We start from the raw sequence: 14755 nt of genomic DNA, 5'->3' as shown, positions 1-14755 counted from the left end.
TGGGTGCGGTGACCGTGCCGCCGAGACAGCGGGCTCGCCCGGCCGGGCGACCGGCCGGGCGGCTCGGTTCTGTCCGACCGGCGACGCCCGGACGACCCTACGAGGGTGCCGGGGCAGGGATCCCTCCAGGGCGCGAGTGCTGACAGGGCCTGCTTCGGCGGCAAGCGGCAGCTGTTCGCCGCAGTGGTCCAGCGTGAGCTGGAGCAGCTCGCCGCCGCCGTGCCGTTGGAGGAGCCGGACGGGCGGGCGGCGGACACCCCCGAGTACGCGGGCCACGCCGAGAAGATCGCCGCGCTCTCCCGTGCCCACGACCGCGGCTACACCGCGTACGTCAACCACGACGCCTGTGCGGCCTTCAGCCGAGCCCGGCAGGAGTACGTCCGCGAGCACGTGATCCACCACTTCGGCGGCCAGACCGACGCAGCCGCCTTCGCCGCCGCACTCGATGCCACGCTCTCGGCCCGCTGACGGAGACGAGCACACGGCCGTCACCGGGCACGGCCCGAAGGGCGCGCTCACCCGGGCCCGGCCTATCCGCCACGGGATGCCGGGCAACGGAAAGAGTCCAAGGGGCTGTCGCACCCCCGCTTCGGCTGTGACGGTTCGAATCCGTCCTCGCCCACCTCGGACGCCGCCACCCGGGGGTTTTCCCCCGGTTCGGTCCGGTGGCCGGCACCAGCGCGACCCGCCCCCGATCCGCGCCATGATCATTCCACCGCCCGGCGAACACCGAACCAAGGAGTGATCAGCATGACCGCGCACAGTAAGGCGATCGGCCGACGAGGGCTGCTCGCCGCGACGGCAGCGCTCGTGGCCACCACCGTGCTGGCCCCAGCGGCCTCCGCCGCACCCGCCGCCGGCCCCGCGTCCGCATCAGCCGGCTCCTCGGCGACCGACAGCCGGCAGGCGGCCGCGGTGCGCGCTCTGGAGCGCGCCGCCTACCGCTTGCGGTCGACGGAACCCGGCGGCACCACCACCGACCTGCGGCCGTTGGGCGCCATGGTCGGCGACGCCAAGGTGGTCGGGCTGGGAGAGGCCACCCACGGCTCGCACGAGTTCTTCGCCATGAAGGAACGCGTCTTCCGCCACCTCGTCGAGGAGAAGGGCTTCACCACCTTCGCCCTGGAGATGAGCTGGACGGCCGGCCTGCGGATCGACGAGTACATCCAGGGCGGCCAGGGCGACGCCCGGCAGGTGGCCAAGGAGGAACTCGCCGGATCCCCCTGGGAGCGCGAGGAGTTCGTCAGCCTCATCGCCTGGATGCGGCAGTACAACGACCGGCACCCCGACCGGAAGGTCCACTTCATGGGCAACGACATCGGAGCGCCGAGGCTCGGCAACGCCGTCTTCGACCGGGTAGCCTCCCACGTCCGCGCCACCCACCCCCAGGATCTCCCGCGCCTCGAAGAGCTGTACGCGGGCCTGCGCCCCCTCGACGACGTCTTCGCCTACCTGCGCAGGCCCCTCGCCGACCGACGCCACAACGCCACCGTCGCCCAGCAGGCACTCGACCTCGTCATCGCCAACAGGGGCACCGGCGGCGAGGCGTACGAATGGGCCGAGCAGCACGCCCGCAACATCGCCCAGACCTTCGCCTTCGCCGCCCTCGACCTGTCCGACCCGGAGTCGGTGTCCGCCGCGGAGCACCTCCGGGACCGCGTCATGGCCGAGAACACCGTCTGGTGGCAGCGCCGCACCGGCGACAAGGTGCTGCTCTCGGCACACAACGGCCATGTGGGCTACCTGTCCAGCGACCCCGTCATGTACCCCACGACGCAGGGCGTCTACCTGCGCAACGCCCTCGGCCGGGGCTACGCCGCCATCGGCTTCACCTTCGACCAGGGGTCGTTCCTCACCGCGACCACCCTCGGCGGGGCCTGGAGCAAGGTCACCGTCCCCGCGGCCACCCCCGACATGCAGGAGTACACCCTCGACCTGGTCCACCACCGCGACTTCTACGTCGACCTGCGGACGCTTCCGGCCGCGGCCCGTACCTGGCTCGACACCCCCCGCCCCGTCTACGAAGCCGGCTCCAGCTTCAAGAACGACCCGCTCCCCACCGTCGCCATCACCCAGACCCACGACATCCTCGTCCACCTCCACCAGGTCCACGAAGCCACCGCACTCTGAACCACCCGCCGCGCCGCCCCCGCCGCGCCGCCCCCGCCGCGCCGTCCCAGCCGCGCCGCCCTCGGCGGCGCGGCATGCTGCTCGCGCCTCCCGACCGGGCCGGACAGCACGACTACGAGAGCCCGGCGCGGCGCACGGCGGTGCATCGTTGCGCCGTCACGAGACCAACTGTCCGACCCGGGGGAACTCCCCTGGTGAATCCTCCGCTCACCGGGTCGTGCCGCCAGATGGGCTCGCGCGATCGAGTGAGCCGGCAGCCTGTCAACCGTGGGTGACGCCGCCCCGTGCACGACGATCGGCGGTGGCCGGGCTCGTGTCCCCACGGGCGGCCGGGAGGCTGTCATGCAAATCCTGCTCGTCGCTTCGGCGTTCAACAGCCTGACGCAGCGCGCGTATTCGGAGCTGGGCGACCGGGGCCACCAGGTGGCCCTCACACTGTTGCGCGGTGAGGCGTCCGAGCGCGACGCCGAGCTGCGTGCGGCCGTCCGGCGCCACCGGCCGCGGCTGGTCGTGGCACCGATGCTGAGGACCGCACTGCCGCAGGACGTGTGGTCCGGGCTGCCGTGCCTGATCGTCCACCCGGGGCCGGTGGGGGACCGGGGGCCCTCCTCACTGGACTGGGCCGTCGACGAGGAGGCCACCCAGTGGGGGGTGACGGTCCTTCAGGCTAACGCCGTCATGGACGGCGGTGACGTCTGGGCGGCCGGCTCCTGCCCGGTGCCGCCCGTCGGCAAGAGCGACCTCTACCGGAACGAGGTGTCCGACGCCGCCATGACCGCCCTGCTGCTGGCGGTCGACCGCTTCGCCTCGGGCACGTACCTGCCCGTGCGGCAGACGGAAGCCGATCCCCGGCCGTACTTCCCCCAGGAACGGCGGCGGATCGACTGGCAGCGCGACTCCACGGCCACCGTGCTGCGCAAGCTGCGCGCCGCCGACTCCTCCCCGGGTGTGCTGGACCGGCTGCTGGGGGAGGAGTGGTTCCTGCACGGCGGCCACCGGGAAGCCGAACTGCACGGCACGCCGGGGGAGCTGCTGGCCACCCGGGCCGGCGCGGTGTGCCGGGCCACCGCCGACGGAGCCGTCTGGATCCCGCAGCTGCGGGCCCGGCGCCGTCCGGGGCAGGACCGCCCGTTCAAGCTGCCCGCCGCACGCGCGTTGGCCGGCCGGATCCCCGGGCTTCCCGAGGTCCCCGTCGCACCGGACTGCCCCGCCACGACCTGGAGCGACATCCGCTACCGGGAGGAGGGCGCGGCCGGGTTCCTCTCGTTCTCCTTCCCCGGCGGTGCCATGAGCACCGACCAGTGCCGCCGGCTGCTCGACGCCTACCGGCGGGCCTGCTCGCGTCCCACGTCCGTCCTGGTGCTGGGCGGCCAACGGGACTTCTTCTCCAACGGGATCCACCTCAACGTGATCGAGGCCGCCGCCGATCCGGCAGCGGAGTCCTGGGCCAACCTGAACGCGATGGACGACCTGGTGGAGGCGGTCCTGACCACCACCGACCGCCTGGTGGTCTCCGCCCTGGGCGGCAACGCGGCCGCCGGCGGTGTGATGCTCGCGCTCGCGGCCGACGAGGTGTGGTGCAGGGCCGGCACCGTGCTCAATCCGCACTACCGGCTGATGGGGCTCTACGGCTCGGAGTACTGGACCCACCTGCTGCCCGCCCGGGTGGGTGCCGCCACGGCCCGGCAGCTCACCGGCCGGGCGCTGCCGCTCAGTGCCGCGTCCGGGCAGCGGATCGGCCTGGTGGACCGGCTGTTCCACTGCCGGCCGCAGGCGTTCGCCGCCGAGGTCCGCGCGGGGGCCCTGCGACTGGCAGGCTCCGGTGCGGTTACCGGGCCGCGGATCGCCGCGAAGAAGGCGGCGCGCGAGGCGCAGGAGGCGATCAAGCCACTGGCCGCCTTCCGCCGGGAGGAGCTCGACCGTATGCACCGGATCTTCTACGACCCCGAAGCGCCGTACCACGCGCTGCGCCGGGCGTTCGTTCGGAAGGAAGCGGCGACCGTCGAGCCGCCCCACCTGGATGACGGAGAGTAGTCGGTTCACCGGATCGGCCGCATCCACCGGCACATCCGCCCCCAAGTGCAGGGAGTCTGGGAGGACACCCGGCTTCGCGACAACCTCCTTGAGGAGGCCCCAATGACCGAGACCACCGAGGCGACCGCCGCCACCGAGGCCCCGCTGATCCACATCCTCTGGATCAACGCCGGCCTGAGCTGTGACGGTGACTCCGTGTCGCTGACCGCCGCGACCCAGCCCAGCATCGAGGAGATCGCCCTCAGCGTGCTCCCCGGGCTGCCCAGGATCGCGGTGCACTGGCCCCTGATCGACTTCGAATGCGGCCCGGTCCAGGGCGCCGACACGTTCATCGAATGGTTCTTCAAGGGCGAGCGCGGCGAGATCGACCCGTTCGTGCTGGTCGTCGAGGGATCCATCCCCAACGAGTCGATCAAGAAGGAAGGCTACTGGTGCGGGTTCGGTGACGACCCCGAGACCGGCCAGCCGATCACCACCAGCGAGTGGCTGGACCGGCTCGCCCCCAAGGCCCTCGCGGTGGTCGCGATCGGCACCTGCGCGACCTACGGCGGCATCCACGCGATGGCCGGCAACCCGACCGGCGCGATGGGCGTGCCCGACTATCTCGGCTGGGACTGGAAGTCCAAGGCGGGCATCCCGATCGTCTGCGTGCCGGGCTGCCCGATCCAGCCGGACAACTTCTCGGAGACGCTGGTCTACCTGCTGCACCAGGCGACCGGCGCGGCCCCGATGATCCCGCTGGACGAGCACCTCCGCCCGGCCTGGCTCTTCGGCGCCACCGTGCACGAGGGCTGCGACCGGGCCGGCTACTACGAGCAGGGCCAGTTCGCCTCCACCTACGACTCGCCCAAGTGCCTGGTGAAGCTCGGCTGCTGGGGCCCGGTCGTCAAGTGCAACGTCCCCAAGCGCGGCTGGATGAACGGCATCGGCGGCTGCCCCAACGTCGGCGGCATCTGCATCGGCTGCACCATGCCCGGGTTCCCGGACAAGTTCATGCCGTTCATGGACGAGCCGCCCGGGGCCAAGGTCTCCAGCACCGCCAGCGGCGTCTACGGCGCGGTCGTGCGCCGGCTGCGGGCGGTCACGGCGGACACCCTGGACAAGGAGCCCAAGTGGCGACGGACCGGCCAGAACCTGACCACCGGTTACCGCAAGCCCTGGTGACACCGCCAGCGCAGCAACAGCATCCCGCAGAACTCCCGGCATGAAGAAGGGCTCGGAAGACACGATGGCACCGACGACGAGAGCGGCCGGAGACGGTAGCGGCCTGGTGGAGATGTCCTGGGATCCGATCACCCGGATCGTGGGCAGTCTCGGCATCCACACGAAGATTGACTTCAGGCAGAAGCGGGTCGCCGAGTGCTACAGCACGTCCTCGGTCTTCCGCGGCTACAGCGTCTTCATGCGCGGCAAGGACCCTCGTGACGCGCACTTCATCACCAGCCGGATCTGCGGGATCTGCGGCGACAACCACGCGACCTGCTCCGTGTACGCGCAGAACATGGCCTACGGAGTGAAGCCGCCGCACCTCGGCGAGTGGATCATCAACCTCGGCGAGTCCGCCGAGTACATGTTCGACCACAACATCTTCCAGGAGAACCTGGTCGGGGTCGACTACTGCGAGAAGATGGTCCGCGAGACCAACCCGGGCGTCCTGGAGCTCGCCGAGCGCACCCCCTCCCCGCACGCCGGCGAGCACGGGTACAAGACGATCGCCGACATCATGCGCTCGCTCAACCCGATCGAGGGCGAGTTCTACCGCGAGGCCCTCCAGGTCAGTCGCTACACCCGGGAGATGTTCTGCCTGATGGAGGGCCGCCACGTGCACCCCTCCACCCTCTACCCGGGCGGCACCGGGACGGTCGCCTCCGTCCAGCTCTTCACCGACTACCTGAGCCGCCTGATGCGGTACGTGGAGTTCATGAAGCGCGTCGTCCCGCTGCACGACGACCTGTTCGACTTCTTCTACCAGGCGCTGCCCGGCTACGAGGAGGTCGGCCGCCGCCGGATCCTGCTCGGCTGCTGGGGCGCGCTCAACGATCCCGAGTACTGCGACTTCACCTACCGCAACATGACCGACTGGGGACGGCGGATGTTCGTCACCCCCGGCATCATCGTGGACGGCAAGCTCGTCACCAACGACCTCACCGAGATCAACCTGGGCATCCGGATCCTGCTCGGCAGCTCGTACTACCAGGACTGGGAGGGCAAGGAGCAGTTCGTCACCCACGACCCGCTCGGCAACCCCGTCGACCCGCGCCACCCGTGGAACCAGCACACCATCCCGGCCCCGCAGAAGCGCAACTTCGAGGACAAGTACAGCTGGGTGATGTCGCCGCGCTGGTTCGACGGCAAGGACTACCTGGCCCTGGACACCGGTGGCGGCCCGATCGCCCGGCTCTGGTCGACCGCGCTCTCCGGCCTGGTGGACATCGGCTACGTCAAGGCGACCGGGCACAGCGTGGTGATCAATCTGCCGAAGACCATGACCAAGCCCGAGACCACCTTCGAGTGGAAGATCCCGCAGTGGAGCAACGCCCTGGAGCGCAACCGCGCCCGCACCTACTTCCAGGCGTACGCGGCCGCCGTCGCACTGCACTTCGCCGAGAAGGGCCTCGCCGAGGTGCGGGCCGGACGCACCCAGACCTGGGAGAAGTTCGAGGTGCCCGAGGAGGGCCTGGGCGTCGGCTTCACCGAGGCCGTGCGCGGCGTCCTCTCGCACCACCTGGTGATCCGCGACGGCAAGATCGCCAACTACCACCCCTACCCGCCCACCCCGTGGAACGCCAGCACCCGCGACACCTACGGGACACCGGGACCGTACGAGGACGCGGTGCAGAACACGCCGATCTTCGAGGAGAACACCCCGGAGAACTTCAAGGGGATCGACATCATGCGCGCCGTGCGCAGCTTCGACCCCTGTCTGCCGTGCGGGGTCCACATGTACACCGGCGAGGGCCGGACCGTGAAGCAGATGCACGTGCCCACCGGCCTGAGCGGACTGGGCGGATGAGCGCGGTGACGGCGGCCCGGACGGTCAACACGGAACAGCTCGGCCGGCGGATCGAGGAGATCCTGGACCAGCTCGCGGCCACCGGCCAGGACGAGGCCGCGGGCGCCGCCGAGGAACTGGTCCGCGCGCTGATGGCCTTCTACGGCGCGGGCCTGGCCCGGATCGTGGACCTGCTGGGCGCCGCCACGGTGGTGAGGACCCTCCTGGCGGACGAGCTGGTGGCCAACCTCCTGGTGCTGCACGAGCTGCACCCCGAGGACCTGCCGGCCAGGATCGGCAGGGTGCTGACCCAGCACCAGGCCGAGATGGTGAGCTTCGACGAGGCCACCGGCGCCCTGCGGGTGCGCTCCACCGGCGGCGGCTGCGGATGCCCGAGCACGTCGGCCACCGCCGACGAGGCACTCACCGACGCGCTGGCCGGCCTCGCCCCGGAGGTGACCTCCGTGGCAGTGGAGGACACCGTCAAGGAGCCGGCGCTGCTGCAGATCTCCACCCGTGCCCCGGGCGGCGGCTCGTGACGGCGGCCCTCCGCCGGTTCCTCGCACCGCGCGAGCCCGCACCCGAGCGCTGCGAACTGTGCGGGGTGGTGGTGGCCGAGCACGGCCACCGCCACCTGGTGGACGTCGAGCAGCGCTCGCTGAGCTGCGCCTGCATCCCGTGCAGCCTGCTGTTCGAGCACTCCGGAGCCGCCCGCGGGCGGTACCGCGCGGTGCCGGACCGCTACCTGACCGACCCGCAGCTCCGGCTGGACGACGCCGCCTGGGACCTCCTGCAGATCCCGGTCGGGGTCGCGTTCTTCTTCCGCAACAGCGCACTCGACCGGCTGGTCGCGCTCTACCCGAGCCCGGCCGGCGCCACCGAGAGCGAGCTCGACCCCTCGGCCTGGCAGGCCGTGCTGGACGGCACCCGGCTGGCCGCGCTGCTCGAACCGGACGTGGAGGCACTGCTGCTGCGCCGCTCCCAGGACGGATACGCGTGCTACCTGGTGCCGATCGACGTCTGCTACCGGCTGGTCGGGCAGATGCGGCTGCACTGGAAGGGGTTCGACGGGGGAGCGCGGGCCCGGGCCGAGCTGGACGCGTTCTTCGCCCACGTCGCCGGGCGAGCCCGGATCCCGCAGGAGGCCGCGCAGCCGTGACCGAGTTCTCCTTCAGCTGCACCGGGGTGCGGGCCGACCGGTACGCCGCCGGCCCCACCCTGGTCTTCAGGCTGCGGATCACCGCCACCCCGGACACCCGGGTACACGCCCTCGCGCTGCGCTGCCAGCTACGGATCGAACCGGCACGGCGCGGCTACCAGCCGGCCGAGGCCGACGGCTTGGCGGACCTGTTCGGCGACCGCTCGCGCTGGGGCAGCACACTGAAGCCGCTGCAGTTCGCCGAGGTCGCGCTGATGGTCCCCGGCTTCACCGGGGAGACCGAGGTGGACCTTCCGGTGCCCTGCAGCTACGACCTGGACATCGCCGCGACCCGGTACTTCCACGCCCTGCGCGAGGGCGAGGTGCCGCTGCTGATGCTCTTCTCCGGTACCGCGTTCACCGGCGCGAGAGGTTTCCACGTGGAACCGGTGCCCTGGGACCGGGAGGCGCACTGCCGACTGCCCGTCACCGTCTGGCGCGAGATGGTCGACCAGCACTTCCCCGGCTGCGGCTGGGTCCGGCTCTCCCGCGACACACTGGACGAGCTGCTCGCCTTCCGGTCGCGCCGTGCGCTGCCGTCCTGGGAGCTGACCGTGCGCCACCTCCTCGATTCCGCCACGGTGCAGGACGGAGCCGTCCAGTGAACGCCGACGTGCTCACCCCGGCGATCGAAGCGCGGTTCGCGGCGGTGCGGCAGCTGGCCGACGCCGTCCTCTTCGAGGGCTACGTGCTCTACCCCTACCGGGCCTCGGCGGCCAAGAACCGGATGCGCTGGCAGTTCGGCGTCCTGGTGCCTCCCGCGTGGGGCGCCGACCAGGGCGAACAGTCACGCCAGCGCACCGAGTGCCTGATCGAGCCGCGCCGCGGCGCGACGCTCTACCTGGAGCTGCGTTTCCTGCACGCGCAGCGGCGCACCGTCCAGCAGGCCCGTCCCGACGGCTCCTACCTGACGGTGCCCGAACTGGAGCTCGCCGACCGGGTGCTGACCGCCTGGGACGAGGGCGTCGAGGAACGCGTCCAGCTGGCCCTGCCGGTCGCCGAACTCGGCGGGCAGCCCACGCCGGTGACCTTCTCCCGACCCGCCACGAAGGAGACCGAGCTGGTACGGGACGACACCGGCCGGGTGATCGGCCGGGTCGTCCGCCGCCGGGAGGCCGTGGCCGGCACCCTGCGGATCGCGGCGGCCGAACTCCCCGGCCCCTACACCGTGAGCAAGCTGACGGTGCTGGTGGAGAACTCCAGCGGCTGGACCCCCGGACCGGGCGCGGACCGCGAGGCCGCGCTGCCGCGGTCGCTGGTCTCGGCCCACCTGCTGCTCGCCCTGGACAACGGGTCCTTCCTCTCGCCCACCGACCCGCCCGAGTGGGCCAAGGCCGCCACCGCCGACTGCCGGAGCCTGCACACGTGGCCGGTGCTGGCGGGCGAGAACGGCAGCGCGGACCTGCTGCTCTCCTCACCGATCATCCTGGAGGACCACGCAGCCGTCGCCCCCGAGAGCCCGGGCACCCTCTACGACGCCCTGGAGATCGACGAGATCCTGGCGCTGCGCACGGCCGCCCTGACCGACCAGGAGAAGCGCGAGGCCCGCGGTACCGACGCCCGGGCGGCCGCCGTGATCGACCTCGCCGACTCGATGCCCCCCGAGGTGCTGGAGCGCCTGCACGGCGCCATCCGCTCACTGCGCGAGGTCACCGCGCCGGACACGCACCACACCGCGGCCGACCCGATCGAGCAGCTGCTCTCGCCCGGCACCCCGTGGTGGGACCCGGCGAGCGACGCCAGCGTCGACCCCGAGCGCGACCGCGTGCTCGTCGACGGTCACCGTGTCGGCGCCGGCAGCCGGGTCGTACTGCGCCCCGGCCTGCGGCGCACCGACGCCCAGGACCTCTTCCTGAAAGGCCGGAACGCGCTGGTGGAGGCGGTGCTCCACGACGTGGACGGCGGAGTGCACCTGGCGGTCACCGTCGAGGGCGACCCGGGCGCCGACATCCGCCGCGAGCAGGGCCGCTTCCTCTACTTCCAGCCCGACGAGGTCACCCCGCTGGAGGACGCATGACACCCCCGGCACGGACCCTGGTCGCCGGGGTCGGGAACATCTTCCTCGGCGACGACGGCTTCGGCGTCGAGGTGGTCAGGCACCTCACGCCCCGGCAACTCCCGCCCGGGGTCGAGGTGGTGGACGTCGGAGTACGCGGCGTCCACCTCGCCTACCAGCTGCTGGACGGCTACGACACCCTCGTCCTGGTGGATGCCACCGCCCGCGGAGGCCCACCCGGCACGGTCTACCTGATCGAGGCCGGCGAACCGGGCGAATCAGAACCGGGCGCCGCACCCCTGGACGGCCACCGGATGTCCCCGGACGCGGTGCTGGCCCTGCTCGGCACCCTGTGCGCCGGCACCGGATCGACGCCGCCGCGACGCACCGTCGTGGTCGGCTGCGAACCGGCGGACGTCGGCGAGGGCATCGGCCTCAGCGAACCGGTCGCGGCAGCGGTCCCGGAGGCCGTACGGCTGATCCGCCGACTACTGGCCGGGGACGAGGCACGTACACCGCCGCTGACAGCGGCCGACCCGGCCGCGAACTGACGAGAGGAACCACCGCCATGAAGAAGTACCTCATCGGCACCCTCGCCGCCACCGGAATCGTCTGGCTGGCGATCCAGGTGATGCCGGACATCAAACGCTACCTGCGGATCCGCTGCATGTGACGGCCACCGTGACCGACACCCGGGCGGCCGCCGGACGGCGACCGCCCGGGCCACGTTCCGAGGGTGAGCCGCGAGCGCCGCCGGCCGGCCCTTGGCCTGAACGGGCTAAGCGGCGGGCCGGTGGCGGCGCGTCGCCCGCGCGGCCCCTCGGTGGCCGCCCTTTAATGAACCCGGCCGGCTCGCGACAGCTCGGCCGCGCAGGAAGGTCCCCGATGCACGAGATGTCGATCGCCGCGGCCGTCGTCGGCCAGGTCGAAGAGGCCGCCCTGGCGGCCGGAGCCACCACCGTGCGGTCGGTGCTGCTCCAGGTCGGCCAGCTGGCCGGAGTCGTCCCCGACTCGCTCGACTTCTGCTTCGGACTCGCCTGCGAGGGAACGGTGCTGGCCGGCTGCGAGCTGGTCGTCGAGCCCGTCGCCGCCCGCGCCCGGTGCGTGCCCTGCACCGACGAGTGGCTGGTCGGCATGCCGCCGGAGCTGTGCTGCCCCGTCTGCGGCACCGCCACCGCGGAGCTGCTGGCCGGGCGCGAGTTGCAGATTGTCAGCGTGCGCTGGGACGACCCGCACGCCGCCGAACCGACTCTCCAGGAGCGCTGAACCATGTGCCGAACGGTCGACCTGCAACAGGCGGTCCTCGCCAAGAACGACCTCGGCGCGCAGCAGTTGCGCGAGGAGCTGGCCGCGCGCGGCACCATCGCCGTCAACCTGCTCTCCAGCCCCGGGAGCGGCAAGACCGCTCTGCTCGAAGCGGAGCTGACCGCCGCCCGGGAGCGCGGCATCCCGGTCGCCGCGCTCACCGCGGACCTCGCCACCGAGAACGACGCGATGCGGCTGGCCCGTTCCGGCGCGCCGGTCAAGCAGGTGCTGACCGACGGGCTCTGCCACCTGGAGGCCCACATGCTGGCCGGCCACCTGGACGGCTGGCTGCCCGCGCAGACCAAGCTGCTCTTCGTGGAGAACGTCGGCAACCTGGTCTGCCCCGCCTCCTACGCGCTGGGCGAGTCCCTGCGGGTCGTGCTGGCCTCGGTCACCGAGGGGGAGGACAAGCCGCTGAAGTACCCGACCGCCTTCGGGCTGGCGAACCTCGTGCTGGTGACCAAGACCGACCTCGCCGATGCGGTGGGGTTCGACGAGGCGGCTTTCCGCGCGAACGTCGGACAGGTCAACCCGGGCGTGGAGATCCTGCTGACCTCGGCCCGGACCGGGAACGGAACGGGCCTGCTGCTGGAGGCCGCGCTGGCGGTCCACGGCGGCAGGCCGGTGCACGTCCCGGTGATGGCGCGGGTCGAGCCGGCGCACACGCACGGGCACGATCACGGGCACGCGCACGGGCACGCGCATCCGGCGCTGCACCTGTGACCACGGCCGGCACTTCCGTCGACGCCATCGACGCCGCCGAGGCCGCACAGCGCCGAAGGGTTGCCGTCCACGGGGTCGTGCAGGGCGTCGGCTTCCGCCCGTTCGTGCACTCCCTCGCCACCCGCCTCGGCCTGACCGGACAGGTCGGCAACACCGCCGACGGCGTGATCGCCGAGGTCGAGGGCCCGCCCGCGTCGGTCGCACGGTTCTGTGAGCTGGTCGCCACCGACGCACCGCCGCTGGCCGTGGTGGACTCCGTCCAGCACGAGAGCGTCCCGTCGCAGGGCTCGGTGGGATTCACCATCCTCGCCTCGCACGCCGCCGGGCCCGCCCGCACCCTGGTCTCGCCCGACACGGCCACCTGCGCCGACTGCCTCGCCGAGCTGACCGACCCCGGCGACCGGCGCCACCGGCACCCCTTCATCACCTGCACGCACTGCGGGCCGCGCTTCACCATCGTCACCGGCCTGCCCTACGACCGGGACCGGACCACGATGGCCGGCTTCCCGATGTGCGCCGCCTGCACCCGCGAGTACACGGATCCGGCCGACCGGCGCTTCCACGCCCAGCCGATCGCCTGCCACTCCTGCGGCCCCCGCCTTCGCCTGCTCGCGGCCGGGCCGGCGCCCCGGGGCGCGATCCGCGAACTGCCGGGGGAGGACCCGGTGGCAGGGGCCCGGCGCCTGCTCGCCGCCGGGGCGATCCTGGCGGTCAAGGGCCTGGGCGGCTACCACCTGGCCTGTGATGCGTCGGACCAGGCGGCGGTGGCGCGGCTGCGGCGGCGCAAGGCCCGCGGCGACAAGCCCTTCGCGTTGATGGCCGCCGGCCCGGCCGAGGTCGAGGCCCTCGTCGAGCTCGGAGCCGAGGAGCGGTCCCTGCTCACCGGAAGAGCCCGGCCGATCGTGCTGCTGCGCCGTCGCCCCGGTGCGGCGGTGACGCTGCCGGACGCCGTGGCCCCGCGCACCCCCGACCTCGGCGTGATGCTCCCGTACACGCCCCTCCACCACCTGCTGCTCGGTCTGCCCGGCGACCCCCCGGGACCGCGGCTGCTCGTCATGACCAGCGGCAACCTGTCGGGCGAGCCGATCGTGACCGACGACGCCGAAGCCCTCGAACGGCTCGCGGGGATGGCGGACGCCTGGCTCACCCACGACCGCCCCATCCACGTGCCCTGCGACGACTCCGTGGTGCGGGTCTGCGACGGCCACCAGCTGACCGTCCGCCGCTCCCGCGGCTACGCCCCGCTCCCGCTGGCGCTGCCCTGGCCCGTCCCGGCCGCGCTGGCGGTCGGCGGGGACCTCAAGAACACGCTCTGCCTCGGCGAGGGCCGCCGGGCCTGGCTCTCCGCCCACATCGGCGACATGGACGACGTGGCGACCCAGCAGGCGTTCCAACGCGCCGAACAGCAGCTGGAGTCGATCACCGGGGTACGGCCCGGGCGGCTGGCGGCGGACCGGCACCCGGCCTACCGGTCCGCCCGGTGGGCCGAACGCCACCGCGCCGGCCGCCCGCTCGTCCGCGTCCAGCACCACCACGCGCATGTCGCCGCGGCCATGGCCGAACACGGACTCACAAGCACCGAGCGGGTGATCGGAGTCGCCTTCGACGGCACCGGCTACGGTGACGACGGCGCGGTCTGGGGAGGTGAGTTCCTGCTGGCCGGCTATGACGGATTCGAGCGGTTCGCCCACCTGGCGTACGTCCGGCTGCCCGGCGGTGACACGGCCGTCCGGCGCCCGTACCGGATGGCGCTGGCCCACCTGTGGGCGGCCGGCCTGCCCTGGGACGAGGACCTGCCCGCCGTGCGCGCCTGCCCGCCCGAGGAACTGCACCTGTTGGCCCGTCAACTGGAGCGCGGGGTCAACTGCGTCGACACCTCCAGCATGGGACGGCTCTTCGACGCCGTCTCCTCGCTGGCCGGCGTCTGCCAACTCGTCGGCTACGAGGCCCAGGCCGCCGTCGAACTGGAGGGGGCGGCCGTCGGCGCGGCGGGAGCGAGCGGCTATGCCTTCGCCCTGCACCCTGCCGGACCGGACGCCGTCGGGCCACTCGTCGCCGACCCCGCCCCGGTGCTGGCCGCCGTGGTCGCCGATCTGCGGGCGGGCACCGGGCGGGGCGTCGTCGCCGCCCGGTTCCACACCGCCGTGGCCGGCCTGGTCCGGGACGTCTGCGGGGCAGCCCGCGAGCGCTCCGGCCTCACGGCGGTGGCCCTCACCGGCGGGGTGTTCGCCAACACGCTGCTCTCCTCGCGCTGCGCCACCCTGCTGCGCGAGGACGGCTTCACGGTGCTGCGCCACACACGCGTCCCGCCCAACGACGGGGGACTCGCGCTCGGCCAGCTGATGGTCGCGGCCCGGGCAGCCGACGGCTGACCGGG

Annotated in this window: 14 protein-coding genes; all 14 read left to right on the top strand. The window is 72.7% G+C overall.

The window, feature by feature from the left end:
• Positions 1-105: 105 nt before the first annotated feature.
• Positions 106-468, top strand: coding sequence for a hypothetical protein (locus tag ACZ5WK_RS12685; RefSeq protein ID WP_465547354.1), 363 nt, complete (start codon positions 106-108; stop codon positions 466-468).
• Between the two features lie 282 nt (positions 469-750).
• Positions 751-2130, top strand: coding sequence for an erythromycin esterase family protein (locus ACZ5WK_RS12680; protein ID WP_465547353.1), 1380 nt, complete (start codon positions 751-753; stop codon positions 2128-2130).
• A 342-nt stretch (positions 2131-2472) separates the two neighbouring features.
• Positions 2473-4164, top strand: coding sequence for a hydrogenase maturation protein (locus tag ACZ5WK_RS12675; protein ID WP_465547352.1), 1692 nt, complete (start codon positions 2473-2475; stop codon positions 4162-4164).
• A gap of 102 nt (positions 4165-4266) precedes the next feature.
• Positions 4267-5328, top strand: a complete 1062-nt coding sequence (locus ACZ5WK_RS12670; RefSeq protein ID WP_465547351.1) for an NADH-quinone oxidoreductase subunit B family protein — start codon at positions 4267-4269, stop codon at positions 5326-5328.
• A gap of 64 nt (positions 5329-5392) precedes the next feature.
• The gene (locus ACZ5WK_RS12665) at positions 5393-7177 is read left to right on the top strand and encodes a nickel-dependent hydrogenase large subunit (protein WP_331742670.1); all 1785 of its coding nucleotides are present in this window, start codon (positions 5393-5395) and stop codon (positions 7175-7177) included.
• Positions 7174-7695, top strand: coding sequence for a hypothetical protein (locus ACZ5WK_RS12660; RefSeq protein ID WP_465547350.1), 522 nt, complete (start codon positions 7174-7176; stop codon positions 7693-7695). Before ACZ5WK_RS12665 ends, ACZ5WK_RS12660 begins: the two co-directional genes overlap by 4 nt.
• Positions 7692-8315, top strand: a complete 624-nt coding sequence (locus tag ACZ5WK_RS12655; protein WP_331742111.1) for a DUF5947 family protein — start codon at positions 7692-7694, stop codon at positions 8313-8315. Before ACZ5WK_RS12660 ends, ACZ5WK_RS12655 begins: the two co-directional genes overlap by 4 nt.
• Positions 8312-8959, top strand: a complete 648-nt coding sequence (locus ACZ5WK_RS12650) for a DUF6084 family protein (RefSeq protein WP_465547349.1) — start codon at positions 8312-8314, stop codon at positions 8957-8959. Before ACZ5WK_RS12655 ends, ACZ5WK_RS12650 begins: the two co-directional genes overlap by 4 nt.
• Positions 8956-10371 carry a hypothetical protein gene (locus tag ACZ5WK_RS12645; protein WP_465547348.1) on the top strand — a complete coding sequence of 472 codons (1416 nt, stop codon included), beginning with the start codon at positions 8956-8958 and terminating at the stop codon, positions 10369-10371. The genes ACZ5WK_RS12650 and ACZ5WK_RS12645 overlap by 4 nt, the downstream gene beginning before the upstream one ends.
• Positions 10368-10901, top strand: coding sequence for a hydrogenase maturation protease (locus ACZ5WK_RS12640; protein ID WP_465547347.1), 534 nt, complete (start codon positions 10368-10370; stop codon positions 10899-10901). Before ACZ5WK_RS12645 ends, ACZ5WK_RS12640 begins: the two co-directional genes overlap by 4 nt.
• A 17-nt stretch (positions 10902-10918) precedes the next feature.
• Positions 10919-11023, top strand: coding sequence for a DUF6893 family small protein (locus ACZ5WK_RS12635; protein WP_465547346.1), 105 nt, complete (start codon positions 10919-10921; stop codon positions 11021-11023).
• 212 nt (positions 11024-11235) lie between these two features.
• The gene (locus ACZ5WK_RS12630; RefSeq protein WP_331742122.1) at positions 11236-11616 is read left to right on the top strand and encodes a hydrogenase maturation nickel metallochaperone HypA/HybF; all 381 of its coding nucleotides are present in this window, start codon (positions 11236-11238) and stop codon (positions 11614-11616) included.
• 3 nt (positions 11617-11619) lie between these two features.
• Positions 11620-12378, top strand: a complete 759-nt coding sequence (gene hypB, locus ACZ5WK_RS12625; protein WP_465547345.1) for a hydrogenase nickel incorporation protein HypB — start codon at positions 11620-11622, stop codon at positions 12376-12378.
• A complete protein-coding gene (gene hypF / locus ACZ5WK_RS12620) occupies positions 12375-14750 on the top strand; it encodes a carbamoyltransferase HypF (protein WP_465547344.1) in 2376 nt (791 codons plus the stop codon). Before hypB ends, hypF begins: the two co-directional genes overlap by 4 nt.
• The last annotated feature ends 5 nt before the right edge of the window (positions 14751-14755 follow it).

Source organism: Kitasatospora sp. NPDC032757 (genome assembly GCF_055579305.1).
Note: the sequence above shows the minus strand (reverse complement) of the source record. Positions and strands in the feature narration are given on the sequence as shown.